24 protein-coding genes are annotated in these 22,748 nt (G+C 41.1%); 14 read left to right on the top strand and 10 right to left on the bottom strand.

The window, feature by feature from the left end:
* Nucleotides 1-6: 6 nt before the first annotated feature.
* Entirely contained in the window at nucleotides 7-1,356 is a 1,350-nt protein-coding gene (locus ABT310_RS01745; RefSeq protein WP_375325048.1) for a Gfo/Idh/MocA family protein, read from the top strand.
* 157 nt (nucleotides 1,357-1,513) lie between these two features.
* On the opposite strand, the gene ABT310_RS01740 is transcribed toward ABT310_RS01745, so the two are convergent.
* The 3 genes from ABT310_RS01740 to pepT form a co-directional block, all read right to left on the bottom strand.
* Nucleotides 1,514-2,035, bottom strand: a complete 522-nt coding sequence (locus ABT310_RS01740) for a hypothetical protein (protein WP_375325047.1) — start codon at nucleotides 2,033-2,035, stop codon at nucleotides 1,514-1,516.
* A gap of 153 nt (nucleotides 2,036-2,188) precedes the next feature.
* On the bottom strand, nucleotides 2,189-2,779 hold the full coding sequence (locus ABT310_RS01735; RefSeq protein WP_375325046.1) for a YdeI family protein: 591 nt from the start codon (nucleotides 2,777-2,779) through the stop codon (nucleotides 2,189-2,191).
* Between the two features lies 1 nt (nucleotide 2,780).
* Nucleotides 2,781-4,010, bottom strand: coding sequence for a peptidase T (pepT, locus tag ABT310_RS01730; protein ID WP_375325045.1), 1,230 nt, complete (start codon nucleotides 4,008-4,010; stop codon nucleotides 2,781-2,783).
* A 98-nt stretch (nucleotides 4,011-4,108) separates the two neighbouring features.
* Between pepT and ABT310_RS01725 the strand changes: the two genes are divergently transcribed.
* The 7 genes from ABT310_RS01725 (at nucleotide 4,109) to ABT310_RS01695 (ending at nucleotide 9,562) form a co-directional block, all read left to right on the top strand.
* Nucleotides 4,109-4,528 carry a hypothetical protein gene (locus ABT310_RS01725; protein ID WP_375325044.1) on the top strand — a complete coding sequence of 140 codons (420 nt, stop codon included), beginning with the start codon at nucleotides 4,109-4,111 and terminating at the stop codon, nucleotides 4,526-4,528.
* Between the two features lie 56 nt (nucleotides 4,529-4,584).
* The gene (locus ABT310_RS01720) at nucleotides 4,585-5,625 is read left to right on the top strand and encodes a quinone-dependent dihydroorotate dehydrogenase (protein ID WP_375325043.1); all 1,041 of its coding nucleotides are present in this window, start codon (nucleotides 4,585-4,587) and stop codon (nucleotides 5,623-5,625) included.
* A 2-nt stretch (nucleotides 5,626-5,627) separates the two neighbouring features.
* Complete coding sequence (locus ABT310_RS01715) at nucleotides 5,628-6,287, top strand: LysE family translocator (protein WP_375325042.1); 660 nt, start codon at nucleotides 5,628-5,630, stop codon at nucleotides 6,285-6,287.
* 20 nt (nucleotides 6,288-6,307) lie between these two features.
* The gene (locus tag ABT310_RS01710) at nucleotides 6,308-7,171 is read left to right on the top strand and encodes a hydroxymethylglutaryl-CoA lyase (RefSeq protein ID WP_375325041.1); all 864 of its coding nucleotides are present in this window, start codon (nucleotides 6,308-6,310) and stop codon (nucleotides 7,169-7,171) included.
* Between the two features lie 121 nt (nucleotides 7,172-7,292).
* Nucleotides 7,293-8,471, top strand: a complete 1,179-nt coding sequence (locus ABT310_RS01705) for a hypothetical protein (RefSeq protein ID WP_375325040.1) — start codon at nucleotides 7,293-7,295, stop codon at nucleotides 8,469-8,471.
* A gap of 63 nt (nucleotides 8,472-8,534) precedes the next feature.
* On the top strand, nucleotides 8,535-9,065 hold the full coding sequence (locus ABT310_RS01700; RefSeq protein WP_375325039.1) for an FMN-binding protein: 531 nt from the start codon (nucleotides 8,535-8,537) through the stop codon (nucleotides 9,063-9,065).
* Complete coding sequence (locus ABT310_RS01695; protein ID WP_375326136.1) at nucleotides 9,065-9,562, top strand: hypothetical protein; 498 nt, start codon at nucleotides 9,065-9,067, stop codon at nucleotides 9,560-9,562. Before ABT310_RS01700 ends, ABT310_RS01695 begins: the two co-directional genes overlap by 1 nt.
* Here ABT310_RS01695 and ABT310_RS01690 read toward each other — a convergent pair.
* Entirely contained in the window at nucleotides 9,559-9,909 is a 351-nt protein-coding gene (locus ABT310_RS01690) for a DUF6686 family protein (protein WP_375325038.1), read from the bottom strand. The two genes, ABT310_RS01695 and ABT310_RS01690, sit on opposite strands and share 4 nt — an antisense overlap.
* Before the next feature lie 153 nt (nucleotides 9,910-10,062).
* On the opposite strand from ABT310_RS01690, the gene guaB reads away from it, so the two are divergent.
* Nucleotides 10,063-11,535: an IMP dehydrogenase gene (gene guaB, locus ABT310_RS01685; RefSeq protein ID WP_375325037.1), complete on the top strand. Its 1,473-nt coding sequence runs from the start codon at nucleotides 10,063-10,065 to the stop codon at nucleotides 11,533-11,535.
* Nucleotides 11,536-11,556: 21 nt separating this feature from the next.
* Here the strand turns inward: guaB and ABT310_RS01680 are convergent, their stop codons facing one another.
* Nucleotides 11,557-12,072 carry a thioredoxin family protein gene (locus ABT310_RS01680; RefSeq protein WP_375325036.1) on the bottom strand — a complete coding sequence of 172 codons (516 nt, stop codon included), beginning with the start codon at nucleotides 12,070-12,072 and terminating at the stop codon, nucleotides 11,557-11,559.
* A 99-nt stretch (nucleotides 12,073-12,171) separates the two neighbouring features.
* Nucleotides 12,172-13,410, bottom strand: coding sequence for a diaminopimelate decarboxylase (gene lysA, locus ABT310_RS01675; protein ID WP_375325035.1), 1,239 nt, complete (start codon nucleotides 13,408-13,410; stop codon nucleotides 12,172-12,174).
* Nucleotides 13,411-13,574: 164 nt separating this feature from the next.
* Here lysA and ABT310_RS01670 point away from each other — a divergent pair, with 164 nt between their 5' ends.
* From ABT310_RS01670 to ABT310_RS01650, 5 genes are all read left to right on the top strand, one after another.
* The gene (locus ABT310_RS01670; protein WP_375325034.1) at nucleotides 13,575-14,213 is read left to right on the top strand and encodes an LON peptidase substrate-binding domain-containing protein; all 639 of its coding nucleotides are present in this window, start codon (nucleotides 13,575-13,577) and stop codon (nucleotides 14,211-14,213) included.
* A gap of 101 nt (nucleotides 14,214-14,314) precedes the next feature.
* Nucleotides 14,315-15,508: an ADP-forming succinate--CoA ligase subunit beta gene (sucC, locus tag ABT310_RS01665; protein WP_375325033.1), complete on the top strand. Its 1,194-nt coding sequence runs from the start codon at nucleotides 14,315-14,317 to the stop codon at nucleotides 15,506-15,508.
* 357 nt (nucleotides 15,509-15,865) lie between these two features.
* Nucleotides 15,866-16,210 (top strand): hypothetical protein, encoded by a 345-nt coding sequence (locus ABT310_RS01660; protein WP_375325032.1) that lies wholly within the window; start codon nucleotides 15,866-15,868, stop codon nucleotides 16,208-16,210.
* 118 nt (nucleotides 16,211-16,328) lie between these two features.
* Entirely contained in the window at nucleotides 16,329-16,730 is a 402-nt protein-coding gene (locus tag ABT310_RS01655) for a TerB family tellurite resistance protein (protein WP_375325031.1), read from the top strand.
* A gap of 116 nt (nucleotides 16,731-16,846) precedes the next feature.
* Entirely contained in the window at nucleotides 16,847-17,272 is a 426-nt protein-coding gene (locus ABT310_RS01650; RefSeq protein ID WP_375325030.1) for an Hsp20/alpha crystallin family protein, read from the top strand.
* Between the two features lie 129 nt (nucleotides 17,273-17,401).
* On the opposite strand, the gene ABT310_RS01645 is transcribed toward ABT310_RS01650, so the two are convergent.
* The 4 genes from ABT310_RS01645 to ABT310_RS01630 form a co-directional block, all read right to left on the bottom strand.
* Nucleotides 17,402-18,940 (bottom strand): M20/M25/M40 family metallo-hydrolase, encoded by a 1,539-nt coding sequence (locus ABT310_RS01645; protein ID WP_375325029.1) that lies wholly within the window; start codon nucleotides 18,938-18,940, stop codon nucleotides 17,402-17,404.
* Nucleotides 18,937-20,922 (bottom strand): excinuclease ABC subunit UvrB, encoded by a 1,986-nt coding sequence (uvrB, locus tag ABT310_RS01640; RefSeq protein WP_375325028.1) that lies wholly within the window; start codon nucleotides 20,920-20,922, stop codon nucleotides 18,937-18,939. Before uvrB ends, ABT310_RS01645 begins: the two co-directional genes overlap by 4 nt.
* Nucleotides 20,923-20,990: 68 nt before the next feature.
* Entirely contained in the window at nucleotides 20,991-21,824 is an 834-nt protein-coding gene (locus ABT310_RS01635) for an ABC transporter permease (protein ID WP_375325027.1), read from the bottom strand.
* Between the two features lie 11 nt (nucleotides 21,825-21,835).
* Nucleotides 21,836-22,732, bottom strand: coding sequence for an ABC transporter ATP-binding protein (locus ABT310_RS01630; RefSeq protein WP_375325026.1), 897 nt, complete (start codon nucleotides 22,730-22,732; stop codon nucleotides 21,836-21,838).
* Nucleotides 22,733-22,748: the final 16 nt, after the last annotated feature.

Here is a 22,748-nt window from a genome sequence, read left to right as displayed (position 1 = left end):
TAGATTATGGCAACACGCAGACAATTCGTAAAAAAGAGCTCAATGTACATGGCTGGTTTAGGGGCAACCTTTGCCCTTCCTATGGATGTTTTGGCATCCGTTAGGCGAACCATTAGTCCCAACGATAAAATTCAGGTAGGCCTGATTGGTTGTAACGGCATGGGATTTTCCGATTTGAGCTCCATGTTGCAAAACAGCGAAGTGGAAGTGGTGGCCCTATGTGATGTGGATGAAAATGTACTGCGTGAAAAAACGGCCGAACTGGAAAAAGGCGACATCAAAAAGCCAAAATGGTATTCAGACTACAGAAAACTGCTTGAAGATAAAGATATCGACATAGTCATTATCGGAACGCCCGACCATTGGCATTGCCTACAACTCACCGATGCCATAGATGCCGATAAAGATGTGTATTGCGAAAAGCCCATTGCCAATTCAGTTGCCGAAAGTGAGGCCATGTTTGCCAAAGTAAACTCGAGCGACCGAATGGTGCAAATAGGGCAGTGGCAACGCAGTGAACCTCATTTTGTGGATGCCATCAAATATGTACATTCGGGCAAATTGGGCCAAATTCGTTTGGTAAAGGCATGGGCCTACCAAGGGTGGATGCAATCCATTCCCGTATTGCCCGACAGCCCTGTGCCATCAGGAGTAGATTATGACATGTGGTTGGGGCCTGCACAAACTCGACCTTTCAATAAAAATAGGTTCCATTTTAACTTTAGATGGTATTGGGACTACGCGGGTGGTTTAATGACCGATTGGGGGGTGCACATGATCGACTACGCCTTATATGGAATGAAAGCCTCCGACCCAAAATCTGTAATGGCGATGGGCGGTAAGTTTGCGTATCCAAACGATGCTGCCGAAACCCCGGATACGCTTCAAACCATTTATGATTTTGGCGATTTTTCCCTGCTTTGGGAGCATGCTACGGGTATTGATGGTGGTAACTATGGCCGTAACCACGGGGTGGCGTTTATTGGGAACAACGGTACTTTGGTGCTCGACCGTGGTGGTTGGGAGGTGATTCCAGAGCGTGACCGTCCGCATTGGAGCCAAGATCTGGGTCCAAAAATAGAAGCAGTGCCCTTACAAAAAGGTATTGGACAAGGATTGGGACTGCACACCAAAAATTTCTTGGAGGCAGTGAAGACCCGAGATGCCTCTATCTTAAAAGCGCCGATAAAAGTCGGCTACGATGCCGCTATGGTGAGCCATTTGGGCAATATAGCTTACAAAACAGGGGAACGCTTGTTCTGGGATGCCGAAAACAAAAAGTTCAACGATGCCAAGGCCGATGCCTTATTGATGAACGAATACCATAACGGCTGGGAGTTTCCGAAGATGGGGTAGAGCATTTTTTGAAATGCACTTATCGGTTTGTGTATAGTTTCGTTGCGTGAAAATCCGCAGGATTTTCGAGTTAAGAAACTAAGATAGTAAAGTTGCGAGGATTTTCCGTGAGGAAAATCGGAAGCAATGAATTATACACTGTGTTGTACACAGGTTTTTATTTTATTTTCATTTTTACAAATTCAATTATTTCCTCAAACTTTTCTTTTCCAACTTCCGACTCTCCTAAAATATAAGATGAGTTATTTCCAACCTCTAGGTCAAGAAATAAGTTTTTATCAATTATCCGATAACTTTTAAAAGCATTCCATTTAATTTTAGCATCGTATTTGTAATACTTGTATCGAAAGTATTCTTCATTAAATTCCCAAATCGAATCTTGGTTCGAGGATTTTTGTCCATCAATTTCAGATTTGATTAGTTCTAAATATTTAGTCTTATTCTTTTTATAATGGCTGTAAAAATCATAGAAATTTATTCCATAATGTATTCCGATTCCTAAAAATAATATCCCTAAATAATTCTCTTGATAAGTCAAAAATGCACCAAAAATTATTGAAGGAATTCCCCAATAAAGTCTTTTTTTATTGTTCTTAAGATTTTCATTCCAAGCCAAGTTGAAGTTCAATGAAGTTTGTTCGGAATATATGTTTTCGTCAAATGGTATTTCTAATTTCATTTCGTTTGTCAACTTGTGTACAACGTTAAAGATATGAATCGTTTCAATGATAATGATTTATATCGACCGATAAGTGAAGTTAGTATTTTTCTGGTTAAAATTCCACCGCCAATACACGAACGCCCTATTTGAATTGACGGATATCCAAATTTTCTATCGATACCCATCATGCAACCCAATCCCATCCTTGATCATGGGGAGTATTTTATCCAACCTGCGCAGTTTGGTCTTTTCCTGTTTCGCCTCGGCAATGTATTCGCAGAACTCTTTTTGTTTGTAGGGAGTAAAAATTTCAAAAGCTGTTTTTAGAGTTGCATCTTTTTTAAATTCTGCTTGAAGTAATTCCGGAATCGAGAGCTTTTTTGTTTTTTCGGGTTGAATTTCCATACCTTTTTTCTGGTTTTCCAAAGATTCGGTCATATAGGCCAGAACGGTCATGTCATCCACTTCATCCAAAGAACTGAACTTCCAATGCCGCATACCCTTGGTTTTGCCCTTTTGGGCATTTTCCAGCACCTTTTTCGGGTCTTTTAAAAACACCCCATTAAAAAACCACACCCCAAAATGACTTTTGAACCTACAAATACCAAAAACATTTTTACCATTGAGGGTATACACTGGAATACTCCATTTAAAGGTTTCCTCAGCTTCTGTTTTTAAGGCTAACTGGCGCAAATGCGCAATGCCATCCCTAAAGGGATGATCCAGCGCATAATAGGCATCCAGTTTTTCGGTCTTGTTCATCCTATTTGATTTGACTTGCAGTAAGTTCGCAAATTTTCACGATAGTCATAGTGGCCTTTTCCATACTTTCTAAAGGAACGTACTCGTATTTGCCGTGAAAATTATGTCCGCCAGCAAAAATATTGGGGCAGGGCAACCCCATAAAACTCAATTGGGAACCATCGGTGCCGCCTCTGATCGGTTTAATGATGGGGGTAATTTCCAACAATTCCATGGCCTCTTTGGCAATCTCCACAATATGAAAAACGGGTTCTACCTTTTCTCGCATGTTCTTGTATTGGTCTTCGATGCTCAAACTCAGATAATCCCCATATTTTTTATTGAGTTTGGCCGTAATGTCTTCCAACATCGTTTTTCGTGCCGCAAAATGGGTGGCATCGTGATCTCTAATAATCATATCGATTTCTGCATGCTCTATTTCACCCTTTATTTTATGCACATGGAAAAAGCCTTCAATTCCCGTAGTGTGTTCGGGCACCTCGCGTGGAGGCATCAAGCTTAAAAACTCATTGGCAATACCAATGGCATTCACCATTTTGCTCTTCGCATAACCGGGGTGCACACTTTTTCCTTTAATGGTCACTTTCGCCTTTGCTGCATTGAAATTTTCGTATTCCAACTCCCCAATCTGACTGCCATCCATGGTATAGGCCCATTCGGCGCCGAACTTTTCCACATCAAACTTATGGGCACCACGACCAATTTCTTCATCGGGGGTAAAACCAATCCGAATTTCTCCGTGTTTGATCTCTGGGTGATTGATGAGATATTCCATGGCCGTGATAATCTCCACAATACCAGCCTTGTCATCAGCACCTAAAAGGGTTGTGCCATCCGTAGTGATCAAGGTTTGCCCTTTGTACAGCAATAGATCCTCGAAATAATCGGGGGAGAGCACAATGTCCTTGCTTTTGTTCAATACAATATCGCCCCCGTCATAGTCTTTTATGATCTGTGGTTTTACATTTTTTCCGGAAAAATCAGGAGAAGTATCAAAATGGGAAATAAAACCTATGGTCGGCACTTTTTTGTCGATATTGCTCGGTAAAGTTGCCATGATATAGGCGTTTTCATCTATCGAAACCTCTTGCATTCCAATTTGATGCAGTTCCAGAACCAATTTTTTGGCCAGGTCCCACTGCTTTTCAGTGCTGGGTGTGGTTTTGGAATACGGGTCGCTCTGGGTATCGATTTGAACATATTCCAGAAATCGGGGCAGTAGTTTTTCCATGTTTGGCTTTTCTTCAAAAATAAGGCTTATTCAAATGTAATTTGGAGGAAGAAAAGTTTAAAAAAAGTATCTTTCGGAAACAAAAACGACAGCAACGATTGAAACCTCTTTTAATTTTTCTACTTCTTTTAGGTGTCCACCATGGCTACTCCCAAATGGAATGTATGCTCGGTGTTGGAGGCAAAGATGATGAAACGATCACCAAGGTTTTTGAACTGACCGAGGAACAACAAAAAAACTTGAGAAATTGGAGTGCAGAACTCAAGGTACGCAATGATATTTTGAAGGACAAAGCAAGGTTTTTGATGAAAAAACACGAAGAAAGTTCCCCTGAAGTGCTTGTGACCGTTTCTGAACAGTACAAAACTATTATGGACAGTATGAAGCAAAATGTTCGGATGATGGATAAACGTTTGTTGAATTTGTTCAACGAGAAGCAATATGAGCGCTACGTAAAGTTGTGCGAACAGATGAGCTTGCGCCCCATCTACATAAATAGGTCGCTTGACGAAAATTGAAATAATTGCTGCGTACTGTTTTAGGAGTTTTTATTTTTGTCCAAATTTCATGCTGAATGTATAAAATCCTTATTCGCCCCATCCTTTTTTTATTTGATCCAGAAACCGCACACCACTTTTCATTTTGGGCGATAAGAGTTTGTTCAAAGCTGGGCCTCAACCATCTTTTTAAAAGTATGTTCAAAGTAAACGACCCTCGGTTGGAACGTGAGGTATTCGGAATAAAATTCCCTAATCCGGTGGGTTTGGCCGCAGGTTTTGACAAGGATGCCAAACTGTATAATGAATTCTCGGATTTTGGTTTTGGTTTTGTGGAAATAGGAACATTGACCCCCAAGGCACAGCCGGGCAATCCTAAAAAACGACTATTTCGATTGTTGGCGGACAAGGCCATCATCAACCGAATGGGATTTAATAACCATGGGGTGTTTGAAGCTGTGGAGCAATTAAAGAAAAAACACCGTGTATTGGTTGGAGGGAATATCGGAAAGAACAAGGTAACTCCGAATATAGATGCCGTAAAGGATTACCTCATTTCCTTTGATGCCCTTTTTGAGCATGTGGATTATTTTGTGGTCAATGTAAGTTCGCCCAACACTCCGGGATTACGCGAATTGCAGGATAAAAAACCTTTGACGGACCTGCTCAATAAATTGAAAAAAGAAAATGCGAAGTTGAGCAAGAAATTGGAACAAGGCGAAAAACCAATTCTTTTAAAAATAGCGCCCGATTTAACGGATGACCAATTGTTGGATATTATCGACATTGTAAAATCCACCAAAATCGATGGGGTTATTGCGACCAACACTACGATTGAGCGTAAAAACCTTAAATCCCATTTGTTGCTAACGGAAGAACAGGGAGGACTAAGTGGAAAACCTTTGACCAACAGAAGTACCGAGGTAATCCGTTTTTTATCCGAAAAAAGCAATAAGGCATTCCCCATTATTGGTGTAGGAGGAATCCATTCTGCTGAAGATGCCCTCGAAAAACTGGATGCGGGTGCCGACTTGGTGCAATTGTACACTGGGTTTATTTACGAAGGCCCTGCGCTTATCAAAAAAATAAATAAAGCTATCTTAGCGAGGATGTCCTAGCTATGAACTCTTTGCTTGTTTTTACACTGGAATCCATTAATTATTCCATTCTTATTGGGTTTGTGATTTCTTCTTTGGCCTTGGCCATTACGCCAGGGCCAGATAACATTTTTGTCCTGACCCAAAGTATCAGCAATGGCACAAAATCGGGTTTGGCTACGGTGGCGGGTCTTATGTCAGGCTGTTTGGTCCACACCACTTTGTTGGCCTTTGGGGTTTCCGAAATCATAAAAAGAAGCGATACCTTGTTCTTTGCCATCAAGCTTTTTGGGGCACTCTATTTGTTGTATTTGGCCTATATGGTGTACCGAAGTGATGCTTCAATTTTATTGGATGAAAAGAAACAGCAAACACATTCGCCCAAAAAGCTGTTTCGTATCGGTTTTACCATGAATGTGCTCAATCCGAAAGTGACGATTTTCTTTTTGGCCTTTTTCCCCGGTTTTTTGTTCAGTAACGAGTTGAATACTGTGATTCAGTTTTACGTATTGGGATTTCTATTTATCCTGAGCGCATCCCTTGTTTTTGGTTCAATTGCCTTTTTGGCCGGTGGAATTTCCTCCTATTTAAAGCAACATAAAAACACGGGTTTGTACTTAAAATGGATGCAAATCATTGTTTTTGTAGGTATTGCGTTGTATCTATTGCTATCGGATAAATAGTACTATTTTTACCCATGCCTATGCCAAAAGTAAAAATCATAGAATGTCCACGCGACGCCATGCAAGGTATCAAAACCTTTATTCCTACGGAAGAAAAGGTAAGGTACATCCAGTCTTTGTTGGGCTGTGGTTTCGATACTATTGATTTTGGAAGTTTTGTATCGCCAAAAGCTATTCCACAAATGCAGGATACGGCAGAGGTATTGGCACAATTGGACCTTTCCCGAACGCAAAGCAAACTTTTGGCGATTTGTGCAAATCTTCGTGGAGCGCAAGATGCATGTCAACATGAAGCCATTGATTTTTTAGGATTTCCCTTTTCCATTTCAGAAAACTTTCAAATGCGGAATACCCACAAGACCATTGCGCAATCGGTGGAAACTTTAAAAGGTATTTTGGAATTGGCCCACGCGCACGATAAAAAAGTGGTCACTTATATTTCTATGGGGTTTGGCAATCCGTATGGCGACCCTTGGGATGTGGAAATAGTGGGGGAGTGGACCGAGAAATTGGCCGAAATGGGTACCAATATTTTATCTCTTTCCGATACCATTGGTAGTTCAACCCCCGAAGTAATTGAATATTTGTTTTCCAATTTGATTCCTAAATACCCTGAAATTGAATTTGGGGCACATTTGCATACCACGCCATCTAAATGGCACGAAAAAGTGGATGCGGCATACAAGGCCGGATGCCGAAGATTTGATGGCGCTGTTCAAGGTTTTGGCGGTTGCCCCATGGCCAAGGACGAACTAACTGGAAATATGCCCACCGAAAAAATGCTGTCTTTTTTCACTACACAAAAAGTGGATACCGGGGTCAATTGGATGGTGTTTGAGGCCGCTTTCAACAAAGCCACTGAGCTTTTTTCAGTTTACCATTAGAATTTATTGAACAAAATCCAGCGTAAATGTTAATTGTTAAAATTTATTTAAATTAAGTCTAAATAAATTTGCGTGATACCACGGCACAAAATATATTTGCCGCGCATTTTAACAATGACTCATGAAAAAATCAATCATCTTTTTAGCATTACTGGTATCAACTTTTGCTATTGCGCAAACCAGTACCGATTCCATTCAGTTGGATCCCCAAAAACAGATTAACGCAGCTCAACGATTATTGTCCGGAAATTACGGTTCTGCCGTAACAGTGGGTGCATATGGTGAAATGCTTTACAATCAACCCGATGGCCAAAATGGCGAGTTGGATGTACAACGTTTGGTGGTATTGTTTGGATATAGATTTGATGATCGCACCCAGTTTGTAACGGAAATAGAGTTTGAACACGTGGAGGAAGTATATGTAGAGCAAGCTTTTGTGAACTACATGGCTGCTCCCAACTTTAATATAAGAGGTGGTCTTATGTTGGTGCCTATGGGAATCATCAACGAATTTCACGAACCCACAACGTTTAACGGCACCGAACGTCCAGCCATGGACAATGCTATTGTACCTACCACTTGGAGAGAGCTGGGTGTTGGGGTTACAGGTAGATTCAATTCCATTTCATTGGGATACCAAGCTTATATTTTTAATGGATTCAAATCCACCGAAGCAGATGGCGAAGGTGGTGTAAAGGGGTTTTTGGGAGGCTCCAGTGGACTTAGAGGAGGAAGACAAAAAGGGATCAAATCCACCATTAATAAGCCTAACCTTTCAACCAAATTGGATTATTACGGAATTCCAGGGCTTCGATTGGGCTTTTCCACCTACTTAGGCCGCACACAGGCAGAAGACGATGTTCAGGAATTCGATGGTTCTGATGTGGGTATGGCCATGTTCGGTTTGGACGCCCGTTATGCATATCAAAAATTTACAGCAAGAGGTCAATTCGTTCACGCTACCCTTTCAGATACGGAAGCTTATAATAACCTAACAGGGAATAACTTGGGCAGCGCACTACAGGGGTGGTATGTTGAGGGTGCCTATAATGTGCTTCCTTTTGGCAATAGACAAAAATTGTTCGCCTTTGTGCGTTATGAAAACTTCGATACACACGCCAGCACGGCAGGAAGCTTGATGGAAAATGATGCCTATGACAGAACTGATATAACTACAGGTTTAACATATCACATTGCTCCGGGAGTAGTGGTTAAAGGAGATTATCAATTTAGAAGTAATGCTGCTGAGGATAGCGATGTTACCGATAGATTGAACTTTGGAATCGGTGTTTGGTTTTAATAAACACAACGAGATTCTGAGGGCAATTTATTACTATTCAGTCTAAATTAATATATTTGACATATGAAATGGATAAGGTTTTATGGGTTTCTTTTGGTGTTGATGATGTTCTTTGGATTTGTAAGTCCGAATGAGCTCAATAAAAGAGCACGGAAAGAAATCGGTAAAACCTTTGAAACCGAAAACTTCACGGCAGACCCTATTTCCATTTCAGCGGCTGAGAATGCTGAGCTTCCAGTACAAATCACAGGTCAAAATTTATTTCAGGTAAAAAACGGCAGTGATGTATTAGGGTATGCATTTTTTGACCAAGCCCCAAGCAAAACGGCCAAATTTGATTATTTAGTGGTGTTTGATGCGCAATTAAAAGTGGTAAACACCAAAGTTTTGGTCTATCGTGAGGAATATGGCGGTGAAATCGGAAGCAAACGATGGCTCAAGCAGTTCATAGGCAAAACTGGTGGAGACCGCGTAAGTGTCACTTCCAATATCGATGTTATTTCTGGCGCCACCATTTCCGTAAACTCCATGACCAAGGCTATGGATAATTTATTGGTCACGGTAGGGATGCTTCAAGATAAAAACTTGCTATGATCGCTTACAATGGTTTGTTGGCTAACTTTCCCAAAGAAATAAGGCTTTTTATTGCTGTTTTTGTCGGTATTCTTTCTGTTGGTTTTTTTACAGGATTGTTGTTTGTGAAACAAACCGATTCTACCACCCCGGCAGGGATTGAGGAAAACTATCTGGGGAATGAGGAAGATGAGGATGCAACGGTAATGAAGTTTGAAAAAGGAGCTCGGGAAATGCTCACTATAGTGCACACCCATGTACTTTCCATGTCGTTTATTTTCTTTTTGTTGGGTGGGTTGGTTTGGATAACAAAGGCGCCCAAAAAATGGAAGCTTTTCTTGACCATTGAACCTTTTCTCTCCGTGGTACTCACTTTTGGAGGAATTTATCTGATGTGGTCCGGCATAAGCTGGATGAAGTATGTGGTAATTTTTTCTGGAATTTTAATGACGCTTACTTTTGTCGCTTCGGCCAGTTTGGTGCTTTGGCAATGTATACGCCCCATTAAAAATTCTTAGTTTTCAATAAATCGGTAGTTGATTTCTTTAGCGCTCAATAGTTCCACTTTTGTGCTTTCCATGTTCAATAGGTATAACAATTCGCTAATCTCTTCACGATCCACCAGAATTATAAAATGCTTCTTTCCCACCGAAATGGGAATTTTTCGTTGCTGGCTCCAATGCTTTAATTGATTTTCCCAATAGGCAACATCCAATGCTTCAATATAAGATTTTAAGGCCTCCAACTCCCATTCGTATAATTCAAAACATAGGTTGTTAAATATGAGCTGGAACAACTTGCTGTGGTTGCAAAAGGTTACCGTTCCGTTTTTGGATTGACTTATAATGTTCAATGATTTACACATAGTAAAGATTTGAACCCTAAAGATAATAATTATTTATAATGATTCTAAATAAAATGAAAAGGAAAGGAATCAACTTCACGAAAAGCAGGGGCACAATGGTAGGTAATCAATTAAATTAGTGGTATATTTGCACGCAATTAATCCGTAATTGCAATGGAAGCTCACCAAAACAAAATTGTTGGCGAAGGACTCACATACGACGACGTTCTACTTGTGCCAGCATATTCCGAAGTTCTCCCCCGAGAAGTTAACATTCAATCAAAATTTACGCGTAATATCACCATCAATGTGCCCATAGTTTCGGCTGCGATGGATACTGTTACCGAATCTAGAATGGCAATTGCCATGGCTAGGGAAGGTGGTATTGGGGTATTGCACAAAAACATGTCGGTAGAGGAGCAGGCCCTCAAGGTCCGAAAAGTGAAACGTGCCGAAAGCGGTATGATCATGGATCCTGTGACACTTCCGCTAAATTCGGTGGTGCGTGATGCCAAGGCCAATATGAAAGAACACAGCATTGGGGGTATTCCCATTGTTGATGCCGATAAAAAATTGATTGGTATTGTGACCAATCGTGACCTACGCTTTGAGAAAAACGATGACCGACCCATCGCTGAAGTTATGACTTCGGAAAACCTGGTGACCGTTGGCGAGGGTACTTCTTTACAACAAGCAGAAGTGATTCTTCAGGAAAATAAGATTGAAAAACTTCCGGTAGTAAATGATAAGGAGGAACTTGTTGGGTTGATTACCTTTCGAGATATCACCAAATTGACCCAAAAACCAATTGCCAATAAAGACCAATACGGTCGTTTGCGTGTTGCTGCTGCCATTGGGGTTACTGCAGATGCTGTAGAACGTGCAGGAGCTTTGGTCCATGCCGGGGTTGATGCCATTATCATCGATACGGCCCATGGTCACACCAAAGGTGTGGTGGGTATTTTAAAAGAAGTGAAAAAATCATTTCCAGAATTGGACGTCGTGGTCGGTAACATTGCCACGGCCGAAGCGGCCAAATATTTGGTGGAAGCTGGCGCCGATGCCGTAAAAGTTGGTATTGGGCCTGGTTCTATTTGTACCACTCGCGTTGTTGCAGGAGTTGGTTTTCCCCAGTTTTCTGCTGTTTTGGAGGTTTCCGCAGCCCTAAAGGGCACGGGAGTTCCTGTTATAGCCGATGGTGGAATCCGATATACGGGTGATATTCCCAAAGCTATTGCTGCAGGAGCCGATACCGTAATGTTGGGTTCTTTACTTGCAGGAACCAAAGAGTCTCCAGGAGAAACCATCATTTATGAAGGCAGAAAGTTCAAATCGTACCGAGGTATGGGCTCAGTAGAGGCCATGAAACATGGTAGCAAGGATCGTTATTTCCAGGATGTAGAGGACGATATCAAAAAATTGGTTCCCGAAGGAATTGTGGGACGTGTACCTTATAAAGGCGAGCTTTTTGAAAGCATGCACCAATTTATTGGTGGGCTAAGAGCTGGAATGGGCTATTGTGGAGCCAAAGATATTGCCACCTTAAAAGAGACAGGTCGTTTTGTTAAAATTACTTCCAGTGGTATCCACGAAAGTCACCCTCACGATGTAACCATCACTAAGGAAAGTCCTAATTACAGTAGGTAAAGTTTATAGATGGAAATTGGGTTACTTACCTGTGTAGGTAGCCCAATCTTTGTCTTTGTAGATGTTGTCACCAAAGTATTTGGCAATCTGAAGAAAGGGGTCAACTTTTTGATATCCTGGTACTGGGGACAGCATATTCAAATTTTCATCCAAAAACACAACCGTTGGGTAGCTCATTTGGCCTTGTAAAAGTGCGGCGGCTAACTCATGGTAACCTCTTCTTCCTGAAGGAACATATTTAAAGGTTTTACCCTGATAGGTAATAGGGTCTTTTCCTTCCGCATCCATTTTTACCATATAGAAATTATCCTGCATATATTTTGAAACTGCAGGGTTCTGAAAAGTATCCTTATCCATTTTCTTGCACCAACCACACCAATCCGTATATACGTCGATGAACATTTTTTTAGGTTGGGCATCGGTTTGGGCAAGCTCAACAGCTTCTTCCCAAGAAAGCCATTTAATATCTTGAGCGTAGGTATTAAAACCAACGAAAAGAACAACTACTAAACTGATTTGGGTAATATATCGGCGCATAATCCTCAAGTTTTGACAAATAGGTCGTTAACGTATTATAAAACTAACGAAAATTATGCCAAAAAAGTATTAAAGAAATCTTGGGTTGACACTAAATATTTACTTAACCGTTTCCTTCTTGGCCGTTTCGAAAAGCTCTTTCATATCCACTTGATTGGCCAAGATATCATCAAAAGTTTCTCTTTTTCTGATGAGATGCGCTTTTCCATTGTACCAAAGCACTTCGGCCGGACGGTATCTAGAGTTGTAGTTGCTGGCCATGGTAAAGCAATAGGCGCCTGCATTTTTAAAGCACAAAATATCACCTTCGGAAATCTCGTTGATTCTTCTGTTGCTGCCAAAAGTATCGGTTTCACAGATGTAGCCCACTACTGAATAGTAACGCTCTTTTCCATTAGGATTTGAAATATTAATGATTTCGTGTCTGGAACCATACAACATGGGGCGAATCAAGTGGTTGAAACCCGAATCTACACTGGCAAAAACCGTAGAAGTGGTTTGTTTTACCACATTTACCTTGGCCAAAAAAGAGCCTGCTTCACTCACCAAAAATTTACCGGGCTCAAAGGCCAAGGTCAACTCTCTACCGTATTCTTTGCAGAACTCGTTGAACCTTTTGGATAATTTTTTGCCCAATTCATCAATATTGGTCTCAATGTCTCCTTCTTTATAAGGCACTTTAAATCCGCTACCAAAATCGATAAACTCCAAATCTTTGAAGTTTTTGGCGGTATCGAACAAAATTTCGGAAGCATAAAGGAATACGTCGATATCCAAAATATCGCTACCGGTATGCATATGTATACCGTTGATGTTCATATTGGTCAACTCCACGATGCGCAGTAAATGCGGTATTTGGTGGATGCTGATACCAAACTTGGAATCGATATGACCAACGGAAATATTGGAATTTCCACCTGCCATAACGTGTGGGTTAATTCGAATACAAACTGGGATGTCAGGGTGTTTGCTTCCAAATTGCTCCAAAATGGAAAGGTTGTCGATATTCACTTGAACCCCCAAAGCCGCAGCATCCTCAATTTCTTCCAAGGATACCCCATTTGGAGTGAAAATGATGGATTCTGGCTTAAAACCGGCCAAAAGCCCTAATTTTACCTCTTGTATGGATACCGTGTCCAATCCGCTTCCCAAACTATTAAATAGTCTAAGAATACTTATGTTGGACAATGCTTTTGCAGCGTAATTCAACCGAAGACTGGAAACACTCTTAAAAGCCTTGGTTAGCTTTTGGTATTGCGAAGTGATCTTATCGGCATCATACACATATAGTGGTGCGCCAAATTGTTCAGTCAGTTGAAGTAAATCCTTAGAATTCATACGATATAGGTATTTGGACAAAACTATACTTTGTGCGGTTTCTGTACAAGAAAATTAAATATTTTCTATAAAAATATAACACATTGTTTGTTTTGTAACTACAGCCTGACAGCTAGAGGTTGCGGCTTTACCACCTAGGTTGTATTTTTAAGCAAACTGCAACTATGAAACTTCCTTTATTTCCTTTACAATCTGTTTTTTATCCGGGGGAAACTGTGCCCCTTCATATTTTTGAGGAGCGTTACAAGCAGCTCATCAACGATTGCCGAAAAGAGGCCATGACTTTTGGTATTCCGGTTTTCATCAACAACAAAATTTCTTACGGAACCGAAGTGCAGTTGGTGGAAGTGGTGAACACCTATGACTCTGGTGAAATGGATGTGGTATGCGTCGCCCGTCAAGTTTTTAAAGTGTTGAGTTTTGAAGAGTTTATGGACGGCAAACTGTATGCTGGTGGTGAAATTGAGTTTTTGGATATGGAAAACGATGCGGATGACAACCTGCGTTTTGAGGTGATACAAAAAGTAGAGGAACTTTACCAAATCATGGATGTTCCATTTACCAAGATAGCCCCTAAACAATTCAACAGTTATACCTTGGCCCATAAAATGGGATTGTCTTTTCAACAAGAGTATGAATTGTTACTTATGCCGAAGGAAACAGACCGACTCAATTTTATTAAAAGTCATTTGGAGGCCACCGCCCAAGTGCTCAACGAAGTGAACCGAACCAAGTCAGTAATCGAAATGAACGGACATTTTAAAAACTTCGACCCACTGAACTTTCAGGATTTTAAGTTGTAGCGTTTCAAATAATACATATTTATAGGTAATTAATCAATTATCATCTTCAATATCTCCTTGGGGTTTTTTATTTTTGTCATCAAACAAAAGTAAATTCACAGATGAATCTTCACGAATATCAAGGAAAAGAGATTCTTGCCAGTTTTGGCGTTAGAATCCAGCGAGGAATTGTTGCACACAATGCCAAGGAAGCGGTAGATGCCGCAAAACAACTTACTCAAGAAACCGGTACCGGATGGCACGTTATCAAAGCCCAGGTACACGCAGGTGGTCGTGGTAAGGGCGGCGGTGTAAAACTTGCTAAAAACTTGAAAGAGGTTGAGGAATTGGCAGGAAGCATCATTGGAATGAACTTGGTGACTCCACAGACGTCTGCCGAAGGTAAAAAGGTGCACCAAGTATTGGTGGCAGAGGATGTGTACTACCCAGGTGATAGCGAAACCAGTGAGTTCTATATGTCTGTTTTGTTGAACAGAGGAACAGGTAAAAACATGATCATGTATTCTACCGAAGGAGGTATGGATATCGAGGAAGTTGCTGAAAAGACCCCTCATTTGATTTTTACTGAGGAAATTGACCCAACTATGGGGCTTTTGCCATTTCAAGCTAGAAGAATTGCCTTTAACTTAGGACTGTCTGGAACAGCATTCAAAGAAATGACAAAATTCGTAAGCTCATTGTACAAAGCTTATGTAGAAAGTGATTCCAGTCTTTTTGAGATCAACCCGGTGTTGAAGACTTCAGACGATAAAATTATGGCTGTTGATGCCAAGGTGACCATCGACGACAATGCCTTATACAGAAGAAAAGCTTATGCAGAAATGCGTGACCTTCGCGAAGAGAACCCAATTGAGGTTGAAGCTCGTGAGGTAGGTTTGAACTATGTGGATTTGGATGGTAACGTAGGGTGTATGGTAAACGGAGCCGGTTTGGCAATGGCAACCATGGACTTGATCAAGATGGCTGGTGGTGAACCGGCCAACTTCTTGGACGTTGGAGGTACGGCAGATGCCAAAAGGGTAGAGGAAGCTTTCCGAATCATCCTTAAAGATCCAAACGTAAAAGCAATTTTGATCAACATCTTTGGAGGTATTGTACGTTGTGATCGTGTTGCGCAGGGAGTTGTAGATGCTTACAAAAACATGGGAGACGCCATTCAGGTGCCAATTATTGTAAGATTGCAAGGAACAAATGCGGAATTGGCGAAAGAAATCATCGATAATTCCGGTTTAGCGGTGCATTCTGCCGTTCAATTTAAAGAAGCAGCAGACAAAGTTAAAGAAGTTTTGAGCTAGGCTCAGAGACTCAATTTATAAGCTTAAAAGGGCAGGGTTAATACAACCTTGCCCTTTTTGTTTTTAGGGGTTTCAAAATACTAAAACCTTAGTATTTTAAGGTGTTTACAGCAAATACGTCACATATTTATATGTATTATTTTAGGATTCTCAGGAAATTTAAAATAACATTGAAAAACCCTTAAAATCAATACGTTATTGAAAAGTTAAATAAATTAAACATTTGTTAAATCTCAGAAAAGTGTAACAATTTAATTTTTTAATCGTCTTATTTTTGAGGTGTCTTTAAAAAGGGAATCATAATCACCCCTGTTTTTGACGAATCATTAATCATCATTAATCAAAAAAACAAAAATCATGAGAAAAATTAAAACTGTTTCTACGGTATTGGCGTTATTCGCCGTAATGAGTGTATTTGCCAACAAAGGCAAAAAGAAAGTAGCCAACGAAAGCAACAACCTAAGTGGTCAGATTTACGACATGTTGAAAGATAATCAATTCAATTTGGAATCGACCGGCGATTTAACTGCTGAAGTTAGTTTTATCATCAACGAGAAAGGTGAAGTAGTTGTACTTTCTGTAGAAACCAAAGATGAAATTTTGGAAGGCTTCGTAAAAAGCCGTTTGAACTACCAAAAGGTGTCTTCATCCGCTGTAGTTCCTGGTAGAGTTTACGAAGTTCCAGTAAGGATTACCGCCTAATAGACGGAAATTATTTTGAGTTAGTTAGAAAAGGCCCTGATATTCAGGGCCTTTTTGTGTACTAAAACCAAGGTTTTTGAGTTATGTAAGTACCAGATATCAACCAAAACCAAGTGATATGGGTACACACAAGGAAAAATTGAGCATTCTTTCAGAGATGATTGCTTTCGCTAGAGTGGACCATTCCCTAAAACAGTCGGAGTACGAATTTCTGTTAAAAGTGGCCCATAATTTAGGTATAGACAGACCTACTTTTGACAGCTTGTTGAAAGAGAAATCACCAAAGGTTAGATTAAAAACCCAGGCAGAACGGATTGTGCAATTTCATCGGTTGTTGTTGTTGATGAACATTGACAGGGAGCAACACCGCAAGGAAATCAATACACTTTATAACATAGGGTTGAAAATGGGGCTTCCCCCAGTGGCCATTGGTCAAGTTTTGGAGGTGATGCACAACTACCCAGACAACATCATTCCACCAGACGTCCTCATCAATATATTCAAGGCACATTACAATTAATGTCAAAATGACACTATAATCTATAACAATCATGTCAAAACGACATGAATTTTGCATTGGTACAGGTTTTGTTTTTTACTGGGTGATTTAAATGTTTAACTAAAAATTGAATCGCCATGAGTATAGTAAAAAGAAACAACCTGTTTTTCCCATCCTTGATGAACGATTTTGTTACCCCTGACTGGTTTGGTGGAACAGATAAGTGGAATACTTCCGTTCCTGCAGTCAATATAAAGGACAATACCGAAAATTTTGAATTGGAACTTGCCGTTCCCGGTATGAAAAAAGATGATTTTACCGTAGAAATCGATAACGATGTGTTGACCATTTCCAGCGAAGTAAAATCTGAAAATGAAGAAAACAAAGAGAATTATACCAGAAGGGAATTCTCCTATACTTCGTTCAAAAGAGCCTTTACTTTGCCAGAAACCGTTGACGGTTCCAAAATAGATGCAAAGTATGCAGATGGGGTATTGAGATTGACATTGCCCAAAAGACAAGAGGCATTGCCTAAACCAAAAAGATTGATAGAAATCGCCTAAAACCCGAAAGAAATTAGAGCGCCAACTAGAAGGTGTTTCATGATGCCTGCCTGCCGGTCAGGCAGGGTTGGTTTAGTTGGTTAGTTTGAGGTGCGCTCCCGCGAAAGCTGGGGGCGCACTTTTTTGGTTTTATTCCATGGGTTCCGAAAGTACCGCCATGCAGGACATGATGCCTTCCAAATAATTACCAAGGCGTAAATTTTCGTTGGGTGCATGAATGCTATTGTCCGGATTTGGAATACGAAGAGAAACCGCTGGCACGCCCAAGGTATTGATAAAGGGAGCAATGGGTTGAGAGCCTCCGGTGGTTCTCATGTTCACAAATTGGTCTCCAAAAAGTCGTTCCATGGCGCGGTTGAGCATATGGCCAATGGAAGAATCAAAATCGGTGCGAAAGGGCATGGAACCCAATTTATAGGTAAATGATGCCAGTTTTGGATACTTACTTCTTTCTTCATCACTAGGAATAGAATCCACTAGATGAAAACCTTGATCTACAATATATTGCTTTAGAGACTCCATTAATTTTTTCCCGTCCGATTCCGGAACCAAACGCATATCAATTTCAGCGATAACCTCCGAAGGGATAATAGTTCTAACTTCCTTGCCTACCCAAGCAGATTTCAAGCCCCTGATGTTCAAAGAAGGGTATTGTAAGGCTTCTTGATAGGTTGTTCCTACTTTATCGGGTGCAGCAATACCAAGATTTCGCTTTATGGTCTCCATGTTCTCAGGAACTTGGTTCAATTTCATCTTTTCACTTTCGGATAAAGCAATGCCATCATAAAACCCTGGGATTTGCACAATGCCCTCCTCATTCTTCAAAGAACCCAATAGGCGAGAGGCCATAAAAATGGGGTTTGGGGAAAAGTTTCCGTATTGTCCACTATGCAATGCTCGTTTAGCTCCAAAAACCGTTAAGGTGGCTGAGGCCATTCCTCTTGCACCATAGGTCAAGGTGGGTAGATTTGAAAGGTGTCTGGTGCCATCCATGATCAATATGCCATCTGCTGCTAATAGATCGCTGTGTTTTTGAACTACTTCGGGCAGGTCGGGAGAACCCAATTCCTCTTGAAAGTCCATAATGACCTTTATGTTGTATTCTGGAGTCTTGCCCAACTTTTCCATAATGCGAAGCGCAGAGATAAACGCCATGGATGGACCTTTGGAATCAGAAGCAGATCGTGCATAAATGCGCCAATCCATATCCAATTCTGTTTTGTCCAAATTTGTGGTCAAGATTTCCCATTTTCCCTCTTCAGTTTTGGTCTTCAAGACAGGCACATATGGACTAGGTTGGTGCCATTCCGTGGAGTCTACTGGTTGCCCGTCAATTTGAAGGTAGAAGAGTAGTGTCTTGGTTTTTTTAGGAAACTTCTTTTCGGCAAAGAGCAATGGAGCGCCTTGCATTTCCAATCGTTGGGTTTTGAATCCCAGTTCAGAAAAAATGGTAGTACATTCCTGAAGGTTGGCTTCAATTTGGTCAGGATAATTCCCATCATTGGGAATGGTTAAAAAATCCAGTAAGCTCGTAACGGAAATCCTGAATTCTTTTTGGGTTGCCGTTTCAATTTGTTTTTTGCTGAGTTTCTGGCCTTGAACGCCCAAAGCGATGAAAAATATCAGAAAAAAGTTCAGGTAAAGGTTGGTCGGTGGTGTTGGTTTCATGATTCTTGGAGCGACTTGATTTCGTCTCGTAGTTTGGCCGCTTCCATAAAATTAAGTTCTTTTGCTGCTTTTTCCATGGCTTTTCGCTTATCTCGAATCAATTTTTCTTTTTGATCTTGCGTCAAATAGGCCAAATCGGGTTCAGCAGCACGCAATTCTTCTTTTTCAAAATGATAAGTAGATACCGAATTTTTGGCAAGAACACTGTCCAAACTTTTATTCAATGCTTTTGGAGTGATGTTATGCTCTTTGTTGTAGCTCATCTGTTTTTCCCTCCGGTAATTGGTCTCATCGATAGTCTTTTGCATGCTGTCGGTGATTTTATCCGCATACATAATGGCCTTTCCGTTCAAGTTACGGGCAGCTCGGCCCACCGTTTGGGTCAAGGAACGATTACTTCTTAAAAAACCCTCTTTATCTGCATCCAAAATGGCCACCAATGATACTTCGGGCAAATCCAACCCCTCACGTAACAAGTTTACCCCGATCAAAACATCGAACAGCCCTTTTCGGAGATCTTGCATGATTTCTACACGCTCCAAGGTGTCCACGTCACTATGGATGTAACGACATCGCACATCGATTCGAGAAAGGTATTTCGTAAGTTCTTCTGCCATCCTTTTGGTCAAAGTGGTCACCAAAGTTCGCTCATCCAATTCAACGCGTTGTTGAATTTCCTCTACCAAATCATCAATTTGGTTTTCACTGGGCCTCACCTCGATGATGGGATCCAACAAACCTGTGGGGCGAATAATCTGCTCCACATACACCCCTTGGCTTAACTCCAATTCATAATCTGCGGGAGTGGCACTCACGTACAACACTTGGTTTTGAAGCAGTTCAAATTCCTCAAATTTTAGTGGGCGGTTATCCATCGCAGCGGGCAAGCGGAATCCGTATTCCACCAAATTTTCCTTTCGAGAGCGGTCGCCTCCGTACATGGCGTGCACTTGCGGAATGGTCACGTGACTTTCATCTATTACCATTAAATAATCATCGGGAAAGTAATCCAACAAACAGAACGGTCTGGTGCCGGGTTCGCGACCATCCAAGTAGCGGGAATAGTTTTCGATTCCGGAACAATAGCCAAGTTCACGGATCATTTCCAAATCAAAATTGGTGCGTTCCTCCAAGCGTTTGGCTTCCAAGGGTCGTCCTATTTCTTTGAAATAGTCGATTTGTTTCACCAAATCATCTTGAATATCACGAATGGCATTTTGTAACACATCTGGTGAGGTCACAAACATATTGGCAGGGTAGATGTTCAAGGAATCATACACCTCGATTACATTATTGTTGAACGGGTCCAGTGCTTCAATTTCCTCGATTTCATCCCCGAAAAAGTGAATGCGAAAGGCATGGTCGGCATAACCTGGGAATACATCCACCACATCACCTTTTACCCGAAAATTCCCGTTTCTGAAATCTGCCGTGGTACGCGCATAAAGGCTCTGCACCAATTGTTTCAAAAATTTGGTGCGGGAAATCACCTGATCACGATGGATGGTAATCACATTCTTTTGAAATTCCACAGGGTTTCCAATACCATACAGACAGGATACCGATGCAACCACCAAAACATCCCTTCGTCCTGAAAGTAGGGAAGAGGTCGCACTCAAACGAAGCTTTTCAATATCCTCGTTGATCGAAAGGTCTTTTTCAATGTAAAGTCCACTAGTGGGAATATAGGCTTCAGGTTGGTAATAATCGTAGTAGGATACAAAGTATTCCACCGCATTATTGGGAAAAAATTGCTTGAACTCCGAATACAATTGCGCTGCCAAGGTCTTGTTATGGGCCAAAACCAAAGTGGGACGCTGTACCGATTCCACTACATTGGCAACGGTAAAGGTTTTCCCGGAACCCGTAACACCCAATAAGGTTTGATGGGATACATCGCCTTCAATTCCCTCGACAAGTTGCTTTATGGCTTCTGGCTGGTCGCCAGTAGGTTCAAAGTTGGAAACAATCTGAAATTTCATGAAGTAAAAATACTAAAGGATACGCTATGCAACACTCGACTTTAGGATATCTTTTAGCTATTTATACCTTACAGATCGCGCTTCTTCAACAAGGCATATGACAAATAAATGAAAATGACCGTCCAAAAGATGACGATAAGATACTCATACCAATAGGTGTGATAATCAAATCGAAGATTCTCCCCAATCTGGTCGCCAATGGTCTGTACGGCGGATAATCTACTGAACGGCTCCTTGATCATATTGGACATGGATTCCAAAGGAAAGAGGCTTTTTACTTTCTTCGCGGCATCCCAGCTCATGAATTTCCATCCCATAAGTCCGAAAGCCAATTGCTCCAAAATGGTCCAGATGATTAAAAATCCAAGAGCAAAAGCAGAGCGTTTCACCAAAATGCCCAGAAAGAGACAAAAGGAAAAGAAGGCGACCAATTTGAAGAAAAAGGCCACTAAAAATCCTAAATCGGAAAATATGATGGAGATTTCATTGTAATCGGAATAAGCCAACCCAAGAATCATGGACACCACGAAGACAAATACGGTGGAAATCGCCGCAAAGGAAACAACGGTCAGCACCTTTGAAAGGATGAATTCTTTTTTCGAAAGCCCATCAATCAGGTTTTGTTTGATGGTTTTATTGCTGTATTCGTTGGACATCATGGAAACGATCACAATGGCCAGAAACAATTTGAACAAGGCCGTAACAAAGCTGTTAAAGTGCCAGATGTACGGAAAATTAAAGATTCCTTGGTCGGCCAAATGAAACTGGACTGGGCCAATATCAAACTTAATGGCGGCCACCAATGCGATAGAGGTCAATAGCACAAAATAGGAGATGATGAGCACCTTGCTTGCCCTATTGTTCCAAAGTTTTATAAATTCTATTTGAAGTAGACGTAGCATACGTTTTTTGATTAGTTGTTGTTGGTCAGGGTTAAAAATTGCTCTTCGAGGCTTTCTTTGCGTTTTACCAAATGGGAAAGCACAATGCCTTTTTCAAACAGCATTTTGTTCAGGGTTTCGGCATCCATTTCCTCTTTTAAATAAGCAGTTAAAGTGCCATTGAAGTTTTCCAGTTTTCCAAAACTGGCATTTTTTTCCAATAGACTTTTGAGTTGCTCCATATCGGTGGTACGCAGTTCAAAAAAGCCGTGACTGGCCAACATGCCATCCACAGGACCAGAATATAAATTCACCCCTTTGCGAAGAATTACCACATGGGAACATACTTTTTCCACTTCGTCCAATAAATGGGAGGCCAGCAGAATGGTGGTACCCTGACCGGCAATGGTTTTGATGATTTCTCGAATTTGGTGGATTCCCTGCGGGTCCAGGCCGTTAGTGGGCTCATCCAAAATAAGAATCTCAGGGTCGTTGAGTAGGGCGGAGGCAATGGCCAAACGCTGTTTCATACCCAACGAATAGGTTTTGAACTTACTGTTCCTGCGCTCCCAAAGTCCCACCAATTCCAGTTTCTCTTGAATTTTGGTGTCGGGCACCTCTTTGATCTTGCACACCAATTTAAGGTTTTGGATGGCTGTCATGTACGGGTAAAAGTTGGGTCGCTCAATAATGGCGCCTACCTTTTTAAGGGCTTCGTGAGTTGAAGTGTTGCCCTCGAACCAACTGAATTCGCCAGAAGTTCGGTTAACAACGTTCAAAATAATGCCCAGAGTGGTGGACTTGCCACTACCATTAGGTCCCAAAATACCATAGACGTTTCCCTTTTCAATGGTAAAGGAAAGGTCGTTTACGGCGGTGAGGTAACCGAATTTTTTAGTGAGATGGTTTACGGTCAGTATTGTTTCCAAGAGATGCTATCGTTTT

Source organism: Flagellimonas cixiensis (genome assembly GCF_042134615.1).
GTDB lineage: Bacteria > Bacteroidota > Bacteroidia > Flavobacteriales > Flavobacteriaceae > Flagellimonas > Flagellimonas cixiensis.
This window is presented reverse-complemented; position numbering and strand designations above follow the sequence as displayed.